This is a genomic window from Rhodococcus sp. MEB064 (assembly GCF_000834565.1).
Classification (GTDB): domain Bacteria; phylum Actinomycetota; class Actinomycetes; order Mycobacteriales; family Mycobacteriaceae; genus Rhodococcoides.
The window spans coordinates 1-18,598 of record NZ_JXQS01000009.1; the positions used below are offsets into that span (position 1 = coordinate 1).

Below are 18,598 nucleotides of genomic sequence, written 5' to 3' on the forward strand. Positions count from 1 at the left end.
TACGCTGCCGACGAGGTGTCCTGGCTTCTGCAGGACCTGTCCCATGTCGCACTGGAAGCCGACACCGAGTCACGCGAGAGCCGCATCCAGTCGGGGCATGCCCACTACGCGGAGTCTCTTCCCGTCGAGTACCAACCAGACGCGGCCTACCGGGATCTGTTCGACACGGTGCTGGAGGAGAGCGCATCACGATTGGCCACTGCCGTGGGGGTCGTCACCGACCTGCTGATCGCCGAGCGCGGCGAGCACCTGGTGCTCGCCTCCCTCGCCCGAGCCGGAACCCCGATCGGAATCCTCATGCGTCGGTGGGCGCGCGCCGTGCACGGCCTGGACTGGCCGCACTACGCCGTGTCCATCGTGCGGGACCGCGGCATCGATACCGCAGCGCTGGACTATCTTTCGCGTGCCCAAGATCCGTCGTCCGTGGTCTTCGTCGACGGATGGACCGGTAAGGGAGCCATCGCCAAGGAGCTCTCCGCCGCACTCGAGGCGTATCACCACGCCGGAGGTGCCCGCTTCGACGACAGGCTGGCGGTCCTGGCCGATCCCGGTCACTGTGTGAGCACATACGGGACGCGCGACGACTTCCTCATCGCGTCGGCCTGTCTGAACTCCACGGTGTCCGGGCTGGTCTCCCGCACTGTCCTGAACGACGAGTTGATCGGCCCCGGCGAGTTCCACGGAGCGAAGTTCTACTCCGAGCTCGCGTCGTCGGACGTGTCGAACCGGTTGCTGGACAGAGTGTCCGACTGCTTCCGGGCGGTCCGAGCGGACGTGACGACCGGCGTCGAAACCGTGCAGAGATCGGACCGGACACCGACGTGGAGCGGCTGGGCATCTGTCGAGAAGGTGCGGGCCGAGTACGGCATCACCACCGTGAACTTCGTCAAACCCGGTGTCGGAGAGACCACTCGGGTTCTGCTTCGCCGCGTGCCGTGGCGGATCCTCGTGCGCGACGCCGATGCCCCCGACCATCGGCACATTCGCATGCTGGCGTCCTCGCGCGGTGTTCCCGTCGACGTCGTGCCGGACCTCGCGTATGCCTGCATGGGATTGATCCGCGACGTGGGAAGCCGGACCGCATGACGACCGCACTCGTGGCGACCGACCTGGACCGCACCATGATCTACAGCCGTGCTGCGCTGGCGGAGGGCGGTTCGAGCGAGGTGCAGTGTGTCGAGATGTACGAGGGTGCCCCGCTGTCCTTCATGACGGTCCGGGCAGCGGATCTCCTCGACAAGCTGGCCGCGGCGACGACAGTCGTTCCGACGACGACCCGAACGGTCGAACAGTTCCGACGCATCACGCTCCCCGGAGCGCCGTGGCGGTACGCGATCACGACGAACGGCGCCACGATTCTCGTGGACGGGGAACCCGACCGCCGGTGGCGTGCGGCCGTGGACCAGGCTGTCGCCGACACTGCCGCCCCCCTCGACGAGGTGACGGCCGAGATGCACCGGCGCGGCGACGACTCGTGGGTTCTGAAGCAGCGCACCGCCGACGACCTGTTCTGCTACCTGGTCGTCGACGTCACAGCCATGCCGGCGACGTTCGTCGAGACCTTCGGTCGATGGTGCGCGGGCCGGGGGTGGGGGGTGTCGCAGCAGGGCCGCAAGATCTACGCGATGCCCGACGTGGTGTGTAAGTCGCGGGCCATCGCCGAGGTTCGACGACGACTGATCGACGACGGCACTCTCGATCCGGCGACGCCGGTACTCGCCGCGGGGGACGGTGCACTGGACGCGGAGATGCTGCGCAGCGCCGACGCCGCGATCCGCCCCCGGCACGGAGAGCTCGAACTACTGCAGTGGCAGGCCCCGGGGCTGGTGGTGACCGAGCACTCCGGCGGCCCGGCCAGCGAGGAGATCCTGGACTGGTTCCACGCGAACCTGAATCGGACATTGCGCCACGTACGCTGAAGTTTCACGCACCCGATGTAGCCGAGCATGTGGAAGAGGACGATTCGTGTCTGCACAGCCGTTGACCAAGGGACAGAACGCACCGCTGTCCACCGCCACCGTTCGCATCGGCCTCGAGCTGACAGCACCTGCGGACATCTCTGCGCTGCTGGTCACCGACAGCGGCAAGGTCCGTTCCGACGCGGACTTCGTCTTCTTCAACCAGCCCACGGGACCTGGCGTACAGCTGGTGCCGGGTCAGAACGGTCCGGAGGTTGCCGTGACGCTCGCATCCGTTCCGGCCGACATCACCCAGATACGCGTCGTCATCACCCTCGACGACGCGTCGAGCAGCTTCGGCCGGTCCTCCGCCCCTACTGCGCACGTCATCGACGGCGGAACCGGATCGACGCTGTACTCGTACACGATCGACGGACTCAGTTCGGAGTCCATCGTGATCGCCCTCGAGCTCTACCGCCGAGGCGACGGCTGGAAGGTGCGCGCTGTCGGCCAGGGATACGCCGGTGGGTTCGAGGCGCTGGTGCGAGATCACGGCGTGTCCGTCGACGACGCTCCTTCGGCACCGACCCCCGCTGCGCCACCGGTTACGGCTCCTGCCCCCACACCGCCGCCGGCGCCGATCCCGGCACCGGCACCGGTCGCGAGTGCGCCGGCACCCGCACCGACAGGTCCGCCCGAGGTCAGCCTCACGAAGTCGCGCCCGGTCAGCCTGTCCAAGGGCCAGAAGGTGACGCTGAAGAAGGACGGCGGCGTCGCCCTCACCGCGATCCGCATGGGTCTCGGCTGGGACCCGATCAAGAAGGCGGGCTTCTTCGGCGGCGGCCGCAGCGCGGACATCGACCTCGACGCGTCGGCGTTGATGTTCTCGGGCGACAAGCACGCCGACGTCGTCTACTTCGGCCAGTTGACGTCGAAGGACGGTTCGATCGTCCACCAGGGTGACAATCTCACCGGTGAGGGCGAGGGTGACGACGAGGTGATCACCGTCGACCTGACCAGGGTGCCCGCGCACATCAGCGCCATCGTCTTCATCGTCACCTCCTACCGCGGTCAGACGTTCGAGCAGGTGGCGAACGCGTTCACCAGGCTCGTCGACAACACGATCAACACCGAGCTCGCCCGCTTCACGCTGCAGGGCGGGATGCCGTTCACGGGCCTGGTCATGGCGAAGGTCTACCGCGCAGGCAGTGAGTGGAAGCTCCAGGCCATCGGTGACGGCATCAACGCCAAGCACGCAGGAGAGGCGCTTCCGCAGCTCCGCCCGTACTTGTCCTGAGGCCGGACGTACTCTGAGATCGTGACCTCGTCAAACGAATCTACCGGTTTCGAGTACGGCGTCGACGGCCCCAAGCTAATCGTCGTCGGGCTCGACGGTACGGACTCGTCGTGGCGCGCCGCCGCCTACGCAGCGGGGTCCGCACGACGGCAGAACTCGAAACTCGTGCTCGTCTACGTGCAGACTCTCGCCGCCGGCGCCTTCGCGCAGGCGAGCGGCGTCGTCTACGACTCGGGTACCCAGGTCGCCGACCAGTTGCTCGGAGAGATCCGGGACCACGTCGTGCGGTTCGGCGAGCACCAGCACGTCGACTGGGAGTTCCGCACGTTCCGCGGTGATCCTGCGATGGGACTGGCGGCCGTGGGCGACGAACTGCGTGCCGACGCCATCGTGGTGGGAACCTCGGAGTCGGCGGGTCACCGCATCTTCGGGTCCGTCGCCGTGCGCCTGGTCAAATTGGGTCGGTGGCCGGTGACCGTGGTGCCCTAGGTGCCGGCACGTGTTCCGGAACAGGCACCGCGACGGGACGTGGACGCAGAGAGGCGGGGACCCATGCCGGGTAGCTGTCGGGCGCTCCGTCCAGGACGCCGCCGGCCGGGTCGTCGTCGCCACTACTGCGGACCAGGTCGTCCACCGGACGGTAGATCTGCCGGACGATCAGGACACAGAGCGCGACGACCGCCAGGTCGCGGAACACCACCGTGGTGGTGAAGTACTGCTCGGGCAGTCCCTTGTTCGACACTCCGAGGTAGTACATCATCCGCGGAACCCAGACCAGCGCGTCGATCGTCATCCACGCCAACAGGATTCGACGATGCGGGAGTGCGAGCACCGCGAGCGGGACGAGCCACAGCGAGTACTGGGGACTCCACACCTTGTTCGTCAGCAGGAAGCCCGCGACGACGAGGAATCCGAGTTGCGCCAGGCGCGGGCGCCTCGGCGCCGTCATCCCCACGTAGGCGACGGCAGCGCACGCGGCGATGAAGAGCACCGCGGTGACCAGATTGAGGAGTACCGGCTTCTCACCGGGCGCGAGCGGACCGTCGAAACCCGACCAGCCGGTGAAGGATCGGACGACGTTGTAGATCGAGTCCGGATCGGCACCACGGTCGGAGTTCAGGCGGAAGAACTCCGACCACCCCCGCGGAAAGAGCAGTGCGATCGGAAGATTGATCAGAACCCACGCCGAAACGGCCGCGGCCGCGGTACGAGTCCAGTCACGCAGGTTGCCGGTACGCAGACACAGCACCAGGAGCGGACCCAGCAGGAACAGCGGGTACAGCTTGGTGGCGCCGCCGATGCCGAGCAGGATGCCCGCCAGCACCGGGCGGCGGCGCGCCCATGCGAGCATGCCTCCCGCCGCGAATGCTGTTGCGAGAGCGTCGAAATTGGTGAAGACGTGCACGATGACGAGCGGCGAGCACGCGGCCAGAGCAGAGTCCCACACTCGGCGTCCCGCCAGCATCGTCGTCGCCCAGATCGTCACGATCCACGCGAGTGCGGACCCGAACGCCACCACGTTGAAGTACAGCGCCACCGTCAGCGCCTGCGGGAGCCACGGAACCGCCGACCACGCGTGCGCGATCTGCATCGACACGTACTGGTACATGCCGGCCACCACCGGATACTCCATGTACCGCGTGATGGTCGAGCCGTCGGAACCCGTGTCCTCCCACGACTTCTTGTACGGGAAGGCGCCTTGATCGAGGCGTTCCGCGCCGTACAGCGGCACCACGTCCGAGTAACACATCGCGACGTACTGCCGGCTGCCACTCCAGTCCAGACCCAGCTCCCCGCCGGGACCGATGGGGGCCTGCTGGATGCACGCCGCCTTGCCGAACCATCCGAGAGCCAGGAACACCACCGTGAACGCGAAGATCACGCGCAGCGGCGTGATGTGACGTTGGCGCCCCACCAGCGCGTGCTTGCCGATGGGACCGCCGACCACCGAGGACAGTTCCCCGACCATCGGATCCGTCAGACTCGGGCGGTCCCGTCTCCGAGCGGACCGGCGATCCTGCGCCAGCTCACCCGGACTGGCCAAGAGCTCCTCGTCCTCCGGACTGCCCGGCCCATCCCGACCGTCCTCCGGACTGCCCGCCACCCCTATCGGCCCGGCGGTGCGGCCGGCTGAGGCGTCGCCCCGTCGTCCGGCGCCGTCTCGGGCGTCGGCTGGGTCGTCGCCGCGGGCGCGAGCCCCGGCACGGGGATCGTGATGCCGGGCAGGATCTCGACCTGCGACGGTACGACCACCGGCGGCGCCACAGGCTCGGGAGCCTCCGACGTCGGTGTCTCCACCGTCGTCACCGGAGCGGCGGTCCGAGTCGGCGCGGCGGGTGCCGAGTACTGCGGCACACCGGCCTGTCCTGCGATGGCGCCCGGTGCCGGGAAGGTCTCGACGGGAGTGCCCTCCAGAGACGCGTCGAGGGTGTCCTTCCAGATGTCGGACGGGAGCCCCGAGCCGTAGATGGGGCCGCCGTAGCTGTTCTGCAACGGGAGTCCCTGCTCGGTACCCACCCAGACGGCGGTCGCGAGTGACGGGGTGTACCCGACCATCCAAGCGTCCTTGTTCTCGCCCGTGTCACCGAGCTGCGCGGTTCCGGTCTTCGCTGCGGACTGTCGACCCTCGGCCAGGTTGTGGCCGTTGGAGTACCCGGCGATAGGACGCATGGCGGCGGTGACGTTGTCGGCGACGTTCGGGTCGACGCGCTGCTCGCCGGGCTCGGCGCCGCGATCGAGGAGCACCGTGCCGTCGGCCGTGACGACCTTCTGCACGAAGTGCGGAGCGTGATAGGTGCCCGACGCGGCAAGCGTCGCGTATGCGCTGGCCATGTCGATGACGCGGGACTGGTACTGACCCAGCACGATGCCGTTGTTCGGGCCTGCATCGTTCGGCTCGGTGAGGGTCTCACCGATGCCCTCCACCTCGGTGGGGATGCCGAGGCGATGCGCCATGTCGGCAACGGCCTGCGGGCCGCCGTCGAGACTGAGCTGCAAGCGGTAGAAGCTGGTGTTCAGTGATCGCTTCAGTGCCTCGGCGATGGTGCACGTGCCGCACGATTCGCCTTCGACGTTGCCGATCGAGATGCCGTTGACTGTCAGCGGGGAGCTGTCGTACATCTGCGACAGCGGAATTCCCTGGTCGAGCGCGGCAGCGAGTCCGAACACCTTGAACGACGATCCGGTCTGCAGGCCGGACTGCGCGAAGTCGAAGCCTCGACCGTCCGCTCCGCCGTAGTACGAACGGACCGCACCGGTGCGCGGGTCGATCGAGACCGACGCCGTCCGCAGCTCCGGTGACTCGCCCTCCATGTTCGAGTTCACGGCATCGATGGCCGCCTGCTGATCCCTCGGGTCGATCGTGGTGGTGACCTGCAGGCCGGCGGTGTTCAGATCCTGCTCGCTGATGCCGGACGCGGTCAGTTCCTTGAGGACCTGGTTCTTGATCAGGCCGTTGGGGCCGGCGTCGGCGGCATCACCGCTGTCCACGGACGCGAGCGGACGCCACTGTGGGTACTGCATGGGCTGACGCTGCGTCTGGTCGAGCGCACCCATCGTGACCATGCCGTCCAGGACGTAGTTCCACCGGGACTGCGCACCCGTGAGGTTGTTCTCCGGATCCAGACCCGACGGCTGCTGGATGGTCGCGGCCAGGACCGCGCCCTCCTCGACGCTGAGCTGCTCGACGGGCTTGTCGAAGTAGGCCTTGGACGCCGCGGCGATGCCGTAGGCACCTCGGCCGAAGTAGATGGTGTTGAGGTAGGCGGCGAGGATGTCGTCCTTGGTCCACTGACGAGCCATCTTCGAGGAGATGACCAACTCGCGCATCTTGCGGGTCAGGGTCCGCTCGGACCCGACCAGGGCGTTCTTCACATACTGCTGCGTGATGGTCGATCCGCCGCCGGCGCTGTCGCGTCCGAGGACGTTGTCGCGTGCCGCGCGGGCGAAACCGGTGACGGAGAAGCCCGGATTCGAATAGAAGTCGCGGTCCTCCGCGGACAACACCGCGTTACGGACGTGCTCGGGAATCTGCCCGATCTCGACGTCGGTGCGGTTGCCCTCGGGAGGGACCACCGTGCCGAGGACGGACGTGCCGTCCGACGCGAGGATCGTGGCGACCTGGTTGGTCTTGATGTCACCGGGACGCGGAACGTCCTCGATGACGTACGCGACCATGAACACGAGGATGGGAACGACCATGCCGAGTGCGATCAAGCCGTACAGCGAGCGCCGGACGACCTTCCACTTCGACTTCTTCTTCGTCTTCGTCGCACTACCTCCTGATGGCGGTTCGGTGGGTCCTCCACCGAACCGATCCGGACCCGTGTCCGCGTCGTCGCGTGAATGCGACGCGAAGGGTCGGGATCGCGGTGAGTCGCTCGACTCGTAACTGTCCGTGTACGGCCGGGGCTGCGAGAAAGCTCGGGAGCCCGGCGGCGGCGCGGTCGGCGGGATCTGCGTCGTGTCCGGGCCGCGATCGTCGTACGAGGGCCTGTTGCCCGTCCCGTACGCGGGGCCTGCGGGCCGGCCGCGCTCCGGCGGCGGCCAGCTGGGGGGATCCATCCTCGGAGCGCGCGGGGGAGGCGGCCCGGAGGGTCGCTGCTGCGGAGGTCGAGGCGGCTCGATGTTCGGCCGCCCGCGCTGTGGTGGCTCTCCCGGACCGTCGGGGCGACCGTGCCGTGCCGAGGGTCGCTCGGGACGGTCGTCTCGGGAATTGCCGTAGGGGGAACTCACTGACGTACTCCACTGTCGGGACGCACAGGGCCGTTCGGCGTGAACGGCGCTTGCGCGTCGGGGTTCGAAGACCACATCGAGAGGGTCGGGCGGCAGTCCTGTCCGGATCGTGGCGATGCCACCGACGGACGGTACCGCCGACTACCGACCCGCGTCACTCACTGGCCGTGCGTCGGCGACTCGTCGAACGTGTTCGGGGGCGCCCCGGAGCCGGCACGACACCCAGCACGTACGACTGGACGAGGTGATTCCAGCTGCAGGTGCGGCAGACCTCGACGTCGTGAACGGTGAATTCTTCCTCGCTCGCACCGAGCCGGAGAAGTTCCTCCGCGGTACGTGCAGAACCGTTCATCGTGCCGAGCTTGTCTCCGAACACCCAGGAGACCAGCGTGAGCTGCTCCTTGCGGCAGATGGGGCACGCCACCGTCGACGGGCGACCGTGGAACTTGGCCGCCCTGAGCAGGTAGGGGTCCGCGTCGCAGACCTGAGCCATCGCCGTTCGTCCCGAGTAGACCTCGGCGAGCAGCGACTTGCGCTGCAACGCGTAGTCCACCACCTGCCGTTGTGATCGCACGGTGACCAGAGTACGTGCGCCCGCGGACAGGGGTGGGGGCCAACCCCGCACCGGCCATCTGTGAGGAGTGCGCCGAGCCACCTCTGTCGGAAACCCGTGAACGCACCTATCATCTGCCGATGCCGCTGAAGGGTTCCCTGGCGATCCGCGCCCGTGACCAGGACAGAGTCGCTGCGTGCGCCGCGTTGGACCTCGCGCTCGCGGAGGGTCAGATCGACGCCGAGGAGCACTCCTCACGCATCGCTCTCGCCACCGATGCGGCGACACTGGCGGACCTGCACTATCTGATCGACGACCTTCAGGGTGAGACGGATCTCGCGCCGATCGCATCACCCGGTGCTGCCGTGGCCTCGCTCTCGCGACGAGGTCGACCCAGCGTGGTCGGAGCGCTCGTCCGATGGGGCGTGCTCGTCGCCGTCGGAGCAGTGATCTTCGTCGGTGTCCGTGCCTGTGCGTCCGACGAGAGCGCCACCGGCACCTACGGCCCGGCCGGCTACCTCGAACCCCGCGCGATGGACGAGATCGTGGCGTCGACGGAAGCGTTGCTCGGAACCACCGTCGTGGACGAGTTGATGTTCTATCCCGAGTACGCGCTGCTGAGCGTGCCGAATCCCGACAATCCGGGTCGAGAACAGCGTTATCAGTACCGCGACGGTGAGTGGAGGCAGTCCGACGACACGGACAGGGATCGGGGGACGGCGACCGTCGACCTCGCCGACCTGGGACCCGGCGTGCTCGGCGGGTTGGTTCTGGGCGCCGGCGCAAGTCTGAACATCGACCGCATCGATTCGATGTACCTCTTCCTTCGCGCCGACGAGAGCGGTCCGTCCATCAGTCTCTACGCGAGCGACGAGGGCGCGAACGAAGACGGTCGATTCGACGCCACACTGTCGGGCGACTTCCTCCGCGTCTACCCGTTCGATCCGGCGAAGTAGGTAGACGTGAGTCGAGTACACCGGGCCACTCGGGCACGCGACATCGATCGCGCGCTCGTCGCGACAGCCTTGGACAGTGCCTATGCCGATGGTCAATTGACGTACGACGAGCACCGGCTGCGAACCGACGCGGCGCGGACGGCCGTCACTCTGGGAGATCTTCAGCTCCTGGCGGGTGACCTGCAGGCCGACGTTCCGCTGCCGGAGCCGAAGCCTGCGCCCGTCCGAGAAGAACCCACGGGACGTCGCCCCTTAGTGCTCGGGGCCGTCGTCGTCCTGGCGGTCGTGACGACGGCGGTGGTGCTCGGGATCCGTGATTCCGGCCCGACCGCGCCGTCGCCCGGCATGATCGCTGCGGAGCAGTTCGAGCCCATCGTGGCGGTGCCGTTCGACTTCACGACGGCGGGCGGGCTGGCCGACTTCCGTGACCGCTACCTCGCGCGCTTCGCAAACCCGATGATCACCGATCTGACCATGTTCCCGGCGGAGGGACGTGCGAGCCTGACCCGCGTCGAGGACGGCCGTACCCGCGATGTGAGCGTCGACGGCGGATTCGCGGTGTCGGCGGACACCGATCCACTGGAGGCCGGGTACCTGCCGTTCGACTTCTCCCTCATCGATACTGCGCGACTCGCCGAGTCGATGACCACCGCCGCGGCAGCGGTCGAACGACCGGGCGCCTCGGTAACGCACGTTCTCGCGCGCAACACGGGGACCCCGGAGGTGCTCGTCTACGCCGCCGACGCCGATGGCCGCGGCGGATATCTGCAGACCGGTCTGGAGGGCGACGTGATCCGGACCGTGCCCTACCGCCCCTGAACCGTCGCGCAGCCCTGTGAGTGTGCGCGGGGGTTACGTGTACCCCCATATATCGCGCCGATACATGTGGCGGTTATAGTTGAGGAGCGTCATCGTGACGCGGACCAGGGACGGACAGGTAAGGAGGACGCACATGCTCGAACTCGCGATCCTCGGCCTGCTCTTGGAAACACCCATGCACGGCTACGAGCTCCGTAAACGCCTCACCGGCCTTCTCGGTGCCTTCCGGGCCTTCTCGTACGGTTCGCTCTACCCCACCTTGCGTCGTATGCAGGCGGACGGGCTGATCGTGGAGAACCCCGGTGACCAGGGCACCGTCAAACGTCGGGCGCGTCGCGTCTACGAACTCACGCCTGCCGGCCGGACTCGGTTCTCCGAGCTCGTGGTCGACACCGGTCCGCAGAACTACACAGATGATGGATTCGGCGTACACCTGGCCTTTTTCGGGCGCACCCCCGCTGAGGCGCGGATGCGGATTCTCGAAGGCAGGCGACGTCAAGTCGAGGAGCGCCGTGAAGGGCTCCGAGACGCCATCGGCCGAGCAAGTGGGTCGCTGGACAGGTACACGCGCGGATTGCATCAGCTCGGCCTCGAGTCGAGCGAGCGCGAAGTGCGGTGGCTCAACGAACTGATCGCTGCCGAGGCAATGGCGGTCACTTCGGAGAGTCCTCCGCCCGCAACCACGACCGACCCCTCGGTCGTGGATCGCCCGGACAGCACGACTGCTCGGGCCACCCGATACGGAAAAGAAGGAGAACCCGACCATGAGTGACAACAGCACTGCGGTGCGCGTGGCCATTGTGGGCGTGGGTAACTGCGCATCGTCCCTGGTTCAGGGCGTGCAGTACTACAAGGACGCCGACGAGAACGTGTCCGTTCCCGGCCTCATGCACGTGAAGTTCGGCAAGTACCACGTCCGCGACGTCGAGTTCGTCGCCGCGTTCGACGTGGACGCCAAGAAGGTCGGCTTCGACCTGTCGGAGGCCATCTTCGCCAGCGAGAACAACACCATCAAGATCGCCGACGTCCCCCCGAGCACCGTCAGCGTGCAGCGCGGACCGACCCTCGACGGCATCGGCAAGTATTACTCGGAGACCATCGAGATCTCCGACGCCGAGCCGGTCGACGTGGCTCAGGCCCTGCGCGACGCGAAGGTCGACGTCCTGGTCTCGTACCTCCCCGTCGGATCGGAAGAAGCCGACAAGTTCTACGCCCAGGCATGCCTCGACGCGAAGGTCGCGTTCGTCAACGCGCTTCCCGTCTTCATCGCCTCGGACCCCGTGTGGGCGAAAAAGTTCACCGATGCCGGTGTCCCGATCGTCGGCGACGACATCAAGAGCCAGGTCGGCGCCACCATCACGCACCGCGTGATGGCGAAGCTGTTCGAGGACCGCGGCGTGCAGCTCGACCGCACGATGCAGCTCAACGTCGGCGGCAACATGGACTTCCTCAACATGCTCGAGCGCACCCGGCTCGAGTCGAAGAAGATCTCCAAGACCCAGGCCGTCACGTCGAACCTGCAGCGCGAGTTCAACGCGAAGGACGTCCACATCGGACCGTCGGACCACGTCGGCTGGCTGGACGACCGCAAGTGGGCGTACGTCCGACTCGAGGGCCGCGCCTTCGGTGACGTGCCGCTGAACCTCGAGTACAAGCTCGAGGTCTGGGACTCGCCCAACTCGGCCGGAGTCATCATCGACGCCGTCCGCGCCGCCAAGATCGCACAGGATCGCGGAATCGGTGGACCCGTGGTCCCCGCGTCGGCGTACCTGATGAAGAGCCCGCCGAAGCAGCTCCCGGACGATGTCGCCCGTCAGCAGCTCGAGGCGTTCATCGTCGGAGCCGACGAGAACTAGCAGGTCTGCACTACTGCCGAAGGGCACCGATCCGGTCGACGGACGGTGCCCTTCGGCATGTGCGGAGAGCGTCGATCACCAGATCAGCGGCGCATCGGACACCCCCAGGACGTACGACGTCCGTTCGCTCACTCCGTCGGAGACGAAGACCTCGAAGGTCTCGTTACTCGGGTCGGCACCGAACCGGGCGGTGACCCGGTGTCGGCCGTTCAGCGAGCGCAGGTTCCCTGACGGCGGCCGCCGACGCGGAGCCGATGCAGCCACGCGGTCATAGACGTCGGCGGCCCCACCGACGACCACGACGCGCACCGAGGTGATGGGCATCCTGGCGCTCGTCGACAGGAGGGGCCGCACCACGATCTCGGCGAGATCGCGACCGTCGGCCCGGACGACGACGCTGAACTCGTCGGACCCGAAGGATGCCGGGTCGTCGGCCCACCGGTCGGTCGTCGCGGTGCGCGAATAGGTGAACATGCCGTCGAAGGCGACGTCCACCGAACCGTGCGCGGGGGAGGTCCCCACACGGTAGGTCGATCCCGCGAAGGTCCGGGACGCGACGGAACCGGCCAGGAGACAGACGGTGGTGGAGGTGAATGCCATGTGCGAACTCCCGAGCTCTCGCCGCCGACCGGTCGGTCGGTTGTCGTCTACTCGCTCGAGTGTGCTCGAGGCGTGCACAGGAAGTGCAAAAGTCGCTGACCCGGGCCGTGCGAATAGACTCGAACGGTGACGAACGACCTCCCTGCGACCATTCGCCTGGTCGGGCAGATCAGCGTCGCACGAGGTACCCGCGTGGTGGATCCGCGTATCGTCGGCGGCCCTCGATGCGTCGAGGTCCTCGCATACCTGACAGTCAATCGACACCGGGACGTTCCGCTCGACGAACTCGCACTTCTCCTGTGGCCGGACGCTCGTCCCCGCACGTGGAAATCCGTCCTCCGCGGCGTCATCTCCAAGGTGCGCGACGTTCTCGACGCGGCGGATATCGCCGGAAACTCCGTCACCTCCCGGTCGGGCATGGTGCGTCTCGTCCTCCCCCCGGACACCGACGTGGACCTGGAGACGGCCCGCGCCGCCTGCCACCGCAACGACGCGTCGCCGTCACAGCAGGCTCACGACGCACGTCGCGCCCTGCACATACTCAACGAGCCCGTCCTGGTGGGAGCGACCGGCAACTGGGCCGACGGCATCCGCACCGAATTCGACATCCTTCGCCTCACCGCGCTCGAACTCGACGCGTCGGCCTCCCTCGAACTCGGCGAGTTCGACAACGCCGTCTCGTCCGCGGAGTCGCTTCTGGCCGCGGATCCGCTGCGCGAGAGCGTGTACCGGGTGGCGATGCGCGGCTACATGGGGCTCGGTGATCGCGCCCAGGCACTCGGTGCGGCCTCCCGGTGTCGCACGGTGTTGGCCGAGCAACTGGGAGTCGATCCGTCCCCCGCCACCCGGGAGCTGTTCCTCGAGGCCCTGGACGACGCGGCGACCGCTCGGCCCGTCGAGCAGCGCGCGGTCGGTCGGGAATTCGTCGGTCGTGAGCGTGAGATGACCGAGATCGGCTCTGCGTTGGAGTCGGCGGCAGCGGGTCACGGGCGGTTCGTCGTCGTGTCCGGGCCGGCCGGCGTCGGAAAGACGTCCCTGATGCGCGCGGCGAGAGACCTCGGCCGTCGACGCGGGATGGACGTGGTCGCGGGCCGCTGCGGTGAGCATGCCGTCATCCCGTACGAGCCGTTGGTCGACGCCGTGAGCCGGGATCTCGATGCGCGAGGCGTCGCCGGAGCGCGAGAGTGGTTGCGGGAGAACGGAACGAGCATCCTCAGCATCGTCCCCGGCGCCGCCCGGCGCTTCGGCGATCTCATTCCCGCTCACGGGCACGACGACCGGGCCGGCGCCGCGGAGGCCGTGACGGAATGGCTCGTCGGACCGGCTCGCCGCGGCTCCACCCTGCTCGTGATCGACGATGTCCAGTGGGCCTCGGGCGCCACCTCCACACTGATCCGACACCTGGCTCGCGAGACCCCGGGCAGGCGGCTGTGCATCATGGTGGGGGTCCGCGACGAGAACCACAGATCCCCCGAACTGCAGTCGACCCTCGCCGCCGCGCGCCGCACCGAGGGCTACCGCGAGATCAGGCTGGGCGGTCTCTCCGTCGCAGCCGTGCGGGACCTCGTACGAGGGCGACAGTCTCCGTTCGACGCCGATGCCCTGGTGGAGCGCACCGGCGGGTCCGCCCTTCTCATCGCCGCCGTGCTGGCGGCGCACGAGCGGGAGCCGGGCGGATCGATACCCGACACCGTCGCCGACGCGGTCCGGATCGCCAGAAGCACGCTCAGCTGCGACGCGGTGACACTGCTGGAACTGTGCTCCGTCCTCGGATCGACCATTCCGCGGCCGGTACTGCGCGCCGCATCGACGATCCCCGACGACATCCGATTCGCCGAGACCCTGGACGAACTCGCGCGTGTCAACTTCGTCATCGCCGGCGAGACGGACGACGACCTGACGATGCGGCATGCATTGGTACAGAAGGATATCAACGATTCCATTCCGGGCGCACGCCGCGCACAGCTGCACTCCGACGTGGCGCGCGCGCTGATCGCGCTCGGCGCCGACACCACCGCCGACGAGCTGGGACGCATCGCGTATCACTTCGGCCGGTCCCTCGATTCCGACCGATCCGAGGCAGCGCACTATGCACGGCGCGCAGGGGACAGCGCCTACGCGGTCTCCGCCTACGAGGACGCCGTGTCGGGCTACCGGATCGCGCTGCGCAGGATGGTGCCACGCGGGGATTCTGAGGAGCGTTGTCGGTTGCTCGTCGATCTCGTTCGGGCACAACGCAAATGCCTCGATCGCTCGTATCGTTCGACCTTGTTCGACGCCATCGCCATGGCGCGCCGTCTGGGCCTGCACGATCTCCAGATCGACGCGACCCTCGCCGACACCATGGACGGTGCGACGCTGTTCCAGATCTTCGAGCCGCTTCCCGAGCGAGTGCACAGCCTGCAGGAAGCGTTGCACATTCTCGAGGACACCGGCCGTCAGGACGGTCCCGAGGCCTCGAGGCTGTTGACGCAGTTGGCGACGGAGCTGAGTTGGAACGATGACTGGAAGGAGCGGCGGCGTCTCCTCGAGCGGGCCGCGGCGATCGCGCACTCGGTCGGCGACGGTGCGGCCCTCGAAGGTGCACTCGTCGCGATGCTGCGGTCCCTGCTCGTGCCGCAGTGTTGGGACCTCCGACACGAAGCGCTGACACGGCTCGACGACCTACGCGCGACGTCACCCCTGCGTCGTCGGGACCCGTCCGTGGCCGCGGTCCAGGCTCGCTCCCAGGTGGACTTCGGGTACCTGGACCGAGCGGCGTCGACACTCGCGGCGGTCACGTCGGCGGACATCGCTGCCGACGACGAGATGTCCTGGGTCATGGCGTGTTCGCGCTTCGGGCTCGACGTCACGGCAGGGCGTCTGGTGCGGGCGGAAACCGTGCTGGACCGTATCCGGACACCACCCGATGCGCCCGTCGGCAGCCACACGTACGGCCGCGACCACACGTCGATCCTCGCGCTGCGCATGTTCCGCGGCGATCTGTCCTACTTCGTCGGAATCAGCGACGAGATGGCCACCATGTTCGATTTGATCGCAGCGTTCCGCCCGGCGGTGGCGATCGCCCACCTCGACGTGGGCGAGGTGGAGGAGGCCCGGCGGTTGATGGACTGGTACGACGCTCAGCACATCGCCGCCGTGCCCGCAGGCCTTCTCTGGTTGATGACCATGGCCTTCATCGGGCGCGCGGCGGCCGGTGTCGGCAACGTCGCGGTGTGCGAGGACATCCACGCCCGGCTGCTCCCGTTCGCCCAGCTGACGGTGTCGATGTCTCCCGCCACGTTCGGCGTCGTCCACCACCACCTCGCCGACATGTCCCTCACTGCCGGCCATCTCGAGCGCGCAGGACGCCACCTCCACGCGGCGCGGCGCCTCCACCTCCAGCGGGGCTACGCAGCCTGGAGTGCGGAGGACGCCTACCTCGGGCTTCGTATCGACCATGCCCGCACCGGCAGGGTGTCCGACCGGGCCGTGCGCTCGGCGCGCGAGCGTGCGGATGCGATCGGCGCGACATCGGTGCGCCGACGGATCGACGCGTTCTGCGCATCGGTGGAGGGGCACCGGTGAGTTCGGACAAGATGGTGGCCCGCATCGGAGGGCTTCTGCGTCAGGCGGAGTCGACGGACAACCCCCACGAGGCCGAAGCGTTCATGGAGGCGGCGCAGCGGCTGGCCACCGCCGCGTCGATCGATCTCGCCGTCGCACGCTCGCACACCGCGTCCCGGGAGAAGCGTGCGACGCCGGTGCAGCGGATCGTTCCCATCGGTGAGCCCGGTAAGAAGGGACTGCGCACCTACGTTCTGCTGTTCGTGGCCATCGCCCGCGCCAACGACGTCCAGTGCGATGTCGCCCAGTCGTCCACGCAGGTGTTCGCGTACGGGTTCGACACCGACATCGACACCTGCCAGGCCCTGTACGCCAGCCTCCTCGTGCAGATGGTGCGCGCGAGCGACGCCTACATCTCGTCGGGTGCGCATCGCGACGCCACCGTCGACCGAGAAGTGATCGTGGTGCGAGGGCGTCGCCGGTATCGCACCGTCGAGCGCAAGCCCCTGGCCGGTGTCACGGCGCGACTCGAGTTCCAGACAGCGTTCGCACACCGCGTCGGAGAACGCCTGGCCGCGGTGCGGAAGGAAGCCGAGGCTGAGGTGGTGGCTCTCGAGGCTCCGGAGGCCGGTACCGCGATGGTGCTGCGCGACAAGGCGATCGAGCTACGCGACTTCTACGCCGCGGAATCCACCGCGAGGGGGACCTGGCGGGGGAGCGCGAGCAACTCGTACTCCGCCGAGGCCCGTCGTGCGGGCGATCACGCCGGCAGGCGTGCCCGGTTGGGGAATCAGCCCGAGATCGGCGGCGCCCGTGGGCGTCTGGAGCGATGACCCGGGACGCCCAACGTTCTCGCGTCTACGACGCCGAGCAGCAGGTGCGGACCATGTTCGACCGAGCGGACGAGCGTGGACTGCGGACCATCGAGATCCACGGTTCGACGGTCACCCTTCCCGTCGAACGACGGTTCGCCTCGCTCGACTCCGTCCAGGCGTACGTCGACGCCGTGTGCGCGTTGTCATGGGTCCGGCGCGAATGGCCGCGAGCATCGATTCCCGTGCGCGTTCGGGCTCGTTCCGGGACGGGCGCCGCTCACTACGAAGCCGACTCCGCCACCATTGCCGTCCCTCTGCACGTGCGCGGTCGAGCGTGGGCGCTCCGCGAGATGGTGCTGCTGCACGAGATCGCGCATCACCTCGAACCCGGCGATCCCGACGATCGGCGCGAACCCGCGCACGGCGGTGCCTTCGTCGAGCGCTACCTGATCCTCGTCGCCGAGATCATCGGCGCGGAAGCAGCATTCGTACTCCGCACGACGATGTATGCGTGCGGCGTGCAGATCGGATGACCCTGCCTGCCACGTCGCAGAGCCCCCGCGTCACATAGCCTCTGCTGGTGCCGACCTTGCGAGCCCTGGAATGCTTCGTCGCCGTGGCCGACGCCGGGTCGATCACCGCCGGCGCCGCGTTGTTGCATCTGTCCCAGCCCGCCTTGTCGCACCAGCTGGCGTCACTGGAGGCGGAGATCGGGACGCCACTGCTGGAGCGGCTCCCGCGCGGGGTGCGTCCGACTCCTACCGGCCGCGCCGTCCTGGTCGATGCGAGGGCGACCCTCGCAGCGGCCGGTCGCGTTCTCACGACGGGGAGAGCTCTGGCCGCCGGCACCGAGGGCCGACTCCGACTGGCCTGCGCGGAGAGTCTGACCGTTCCGCTGCTCGCGCCGACCCTTCGCGCCTGGACCCGGAAGTACCGCACTGTCGATCTGGACCTGACCGAGTTCGCCAGTGCCGATGCGATGGCGGACGCGGTAACGAACGGTGACGTCGACCTGGCAATCGGTCCGGCATCCGAGCGCTACGCGGGCACCGTCGTCGACCTCGGTACCGAGGACGTCGTCGCCGTCGTACCGGAAGGTCTCGATCTCGCCGATTCCGACGCCGTCTCGTGGCACGAGCTGGCCGGGAGGCCTATCGTCCACTACCACCCTTCCAACGGTCTACGAGCGTGGTTCGATACCGTCGCCGCGTCTCACGGCGTTCATCTCGAGCCGATCACCCACACCCGGAACTCCACTACTGCAGCCCAACTCGCGCATGCAGGGCTCGGCATCGCGCTCGTTCCGGTGACCGCACTGCCGCCCCGGTTCCCCGGCGTCGTCAAGCCGTTGGCACCGCCCCTGCAGCGCACCGTCGTCGTGATGGTCGGCGCACCTGCCGACACGCTGGTGCAACGGTTCGTCGAGGATCTGCGCAGTCGCGGCATGCCCACACCTCGCCGTGAGCGCAGACGGTTGACATGACGGGCACGATGGAGTCGACACTCAGCGGCCTCACCGAAGGA

Annotated in this window: 16 protein-coding genes; 12 read left to right on the forward strand and 4 right to left on the reverse strand. The window is 68.0% G+C overall.

Annotated elements, in window-relative coordinates; translation table 11 throughout:
- The 4 genes from RU01_RS04950 to RU01_RS04965 all read left to right on the forward strand — a co-directional run.
- A partial coding sequence (locus tag RU01_RS04950) for a cysteine protease StiP family protein (RefSeq protein ID WP_042573422.1) occupies positions 1 to 1,086 on the forward strand: 1,086 nt, incomplete at its 5' end.
- Complete coding sequence (locus RU01_RS04955; RefSeq protein WP_042573423.1) at positions 1,083 to 1,919, forward strand: hypothetical protein; 837 nt, start codon at positions 1,083 to 1,085, stop codon at positions 1,917 to 1,919. The genes RU01_RS04950 and RU01_RS04955, both read left to right, overlap by 4 nt.
- Before the next feature lie 46 nt (positions 1,920 to 1,965).
- A complete protein-coding gene (locus RU01_RS04960) occupies positions 1,966 to 3,195 on the forward strand; it encodes a TerD family protein (RefSeq protein WP_231568600.1) in 1,230 nt (409 codons plus the stop codon).
- A gap of 21 nt (positions 3,196 to 3,216) precedes the next feature.
- Complete coding sequence (locus RU01_RS04965; RefSeq protein ID WP_042573424.1) at positions 3,217 to 3,684, forward strand: universal stress protein; 468 nt, start codon at positions 3,217 to 3,219, stop codon at positions 3,682 to 3,684.
- Here RU01_RS04965 and RU01_RS04970 read toward each other — a convergent pair.
- The 3 genes from RU01_RS04970 to RU01_RS04985 form a co-directional block, all read right to left on the reverse strand.
- Positions 3,647 to 5,239 (reverse strand): glycosyltransferase family 87 protein, encoded by a 1,593-nt coding sequence (locus tag RU01_RS04970; RefSeq protein ID WP_042573548.1) that lies wholly within the window; start codon positions 5,237 to 5,239, stop codon positions 3,647 to 3,649. The genes RU01_RS04965 and RU01_RS04970 overlap by 38 nt on opposite strands.
- Positions 5,240 to 5,301: 62 nt before the next feature.
- A complete protein-coding gene (locus RU01_RS04975; RefSeq protein ID WP_042573425.1) occupies positions 5,302 to 7,395 on the reverse strand; it encodes a transglycosylase domain-containing protein in 2,094 nt (697 codons plus the stop codon).
- A gap of 688 nt (positions 7,396 to 8,083) precedes the next feature.
- Positions 8,084 to 8,503 (reverse strand): DUF5318 family protein, encoded by a 420-nt coding sequence (locus tag RU01_RS04985; protein ID WP_162245394.1) that lies wholly within the window; start codon positions 8,501 to 8,503, stop codon positions 8,084 to 8,086.
- A gap of 119 nt (positions 8,504 to 8,622) precedes the next feature.
- On the opposite strand from RU01_RS04985, the gene RU01_RS04990 reads away from it, so the two are divergent.
- The 4 genes from RU01_RS04990 (at position 8,623) to RU01_RS05005 (ending at position 12,113) form a co-directional block, all read left to right on the forward strand.
- Complete coding sequence (locus tag RU01_RS04990) at positions 8,623 to 9,438, forward strand: DUF1707 domain-containing protein (RefSeq protein ID WP_052493125.1); 816 nt, start codon at positions 8,623 to 8,625, stop codon at positions 9,436 to 9,438.
- Between the two features lie 6 nt (positions 9,439 to 9,444).
- On the forward strand, positions 9,445 to 10,257 hold the full coding sequence (locus tag RU01_RS04995) for a DUF1707 SHOCT-like domain-containing protein (protein WP_042573427.1): 813 nt from the start codon (positions 9,445 to 9,447) through the stop codon (positions 10,255 to 10,257).
- Positions 10,258 to 10,390: 133 nt separating this feature from the next.
- Complete coding sequence (locus RU01_RS05000; RefSeq protein ID WP_042573428.1) at positions 10,391 to 11,029, forward strand: PadR family transcriptional regulator; 639 nt, start codon at positions 10,391 to 10,393, stop codon at positions 11,027 to 11,029.
- Positions 11,022 to 12,113, forward strand: a complete 1,092-nt coding sequence (locus tag RU01_RS05005; protein WP_042573429.1) for an inositol-3-phosphate synthase — start codon at positions 11,022 to 11,024, stop codon at positions 12,111 to 12,113. The genes RU01_RS05000 and RU01_RS05005 overlap by 8 nt, the downstream gene beginning before the upstream one ends.
- Positions 12,114 to 12,188: 75 nt before the next feature.
- Here the strand turns inward: RU01_RS05005 and RU01_RS05010 are convergent, their stop codons facing one another.
- The gene (locus tag RU01_RS05010; RefSeq protein WP_042573430.1) at positions 12,189 to 12,713 is read right to left on the reverse strand and encodes a hypothetical protein; all 525 of its coding nucleotides are present in this window, start codon (positions 12,711 to 12,713) and stop codon (positions 12,189 to 12,191) included.
- 126 nt (positions 12,714 to 12,839) lie between these two features.
- Here RU01_RS05010 and RU01_RS05015 point away from each other — a divergent pair, with 126 nt between their 5' ends.
- Genes RU01_RS05015 through RU01_RS05030 form a run of 4 tightly spaced genes read left to right on the forward strand, consistent with a single transcriptional unit; the run spans position 12,840 to position 18,557 of the window.
- On the forward strand, positions 12,840 to 16,280 hold the full coding sequence (locus RU01_RS05015) for an ATP-binding protein (RefSeq protein WP_042573431.1): 3,441 nt from the start codon (positions 12,840 to 12,842) through the stop codon (positions 16,278 to 16,280).
- Positions 16,277 to 17,092 carry a DUF2786 domain-containing protein gene (locus RU01_RS05020; RefSeq protein WP_042573432.1) on the forward strand — a complete coding sequence of 272 codons (816 nt, stop codon included), beginning with the start codon at positions 16,277 to 16,279 and terminating at the stop codon, positions 17,090 to 17,092. The genes RU01_RS05015 and RU01_RS05020 overlap by 4 nt, the downstream gene beginning before the upstream one ends.
- A complete protein-coding gene (locus tag RU01_RS05025) occupies positions 17,089 to 17,607 on the forward strand; it encodes a TIGR04338 family metallohydrolase (RefSeq protein ID WP_042573433.1) in 519 nt (172 codons plus the stop codon). The genes RU01_RS05020 and RU01_RS05025 overlap by 4 nt, the downstream gene beginning before the upstream one ends.
- A gap of 47 nt (positions 17,608 to 17,654) precedes the next feature.
- Complete coding sequence (locus tag RU01_RS05030; protein ID WP_042573434.1) at positions 17,655 to 18,557, forward strand: LysR family transcriptional regulator; 903 nt, start codon at positions 17,655 to 17,657, stop codon at positions 18,555 to 18,557.
- Positions 18,558 to 18,598 lie beyond the last annotated feature (41 nt).

Bases quoted from the DNA above. Each gene is read 5' to 3' on its own strand.
- RU01_RS04955 (WP_042573423.1), top strand. From the start codon at position 1,083: ATGACGACCGCACTCGTGGCGACCGACCTGGACCGCACCATGATCTAC.
- RU01_RS04975 (WP_042573425.1), bottom strand. From the start codon at position 7,395: ATGGTCGTTCCCATCCTCGTGTTCATGGTCGCGTACGTCATCGAGGAC.
- RU01_RS04990 (WP_052493125.1), top strand. From the start codon at position 8,623: ATGCCGCTGAAGGGTTCCCTGGCGATCCGCGCCCGTGACCAGGACAGA.
- RU01_RS05000 (WP_042573428.1), top strand. From the start codon at position 10,391: ATGCTCGAACTCGCGATCCTCGGCCTGCTCTTGGAAACACCCATGCAC.
- RU01_RS05005 (WP_042573429.1), top strand. From the start codon at position 11,022: ATGAGTGACAACAGCACTGCGGTGCGCGTGGCCATTGTGGGCGTGGGT.
- RU01_RS05010 (WP_042573430.1), bottom strand. From the start codon at position 12,713: ATGGCATTCACCTCCACCACCGTCTGTCTCCTGGCCGGTTCCGTCGCG.
- RU01_RS05025 (WP_042573433.1), top strand. From the start codon at position 17,089: ATGACCCGGGACGCCCAACGTTCTCGCGTCTACGACGCCGAGCAGCAG.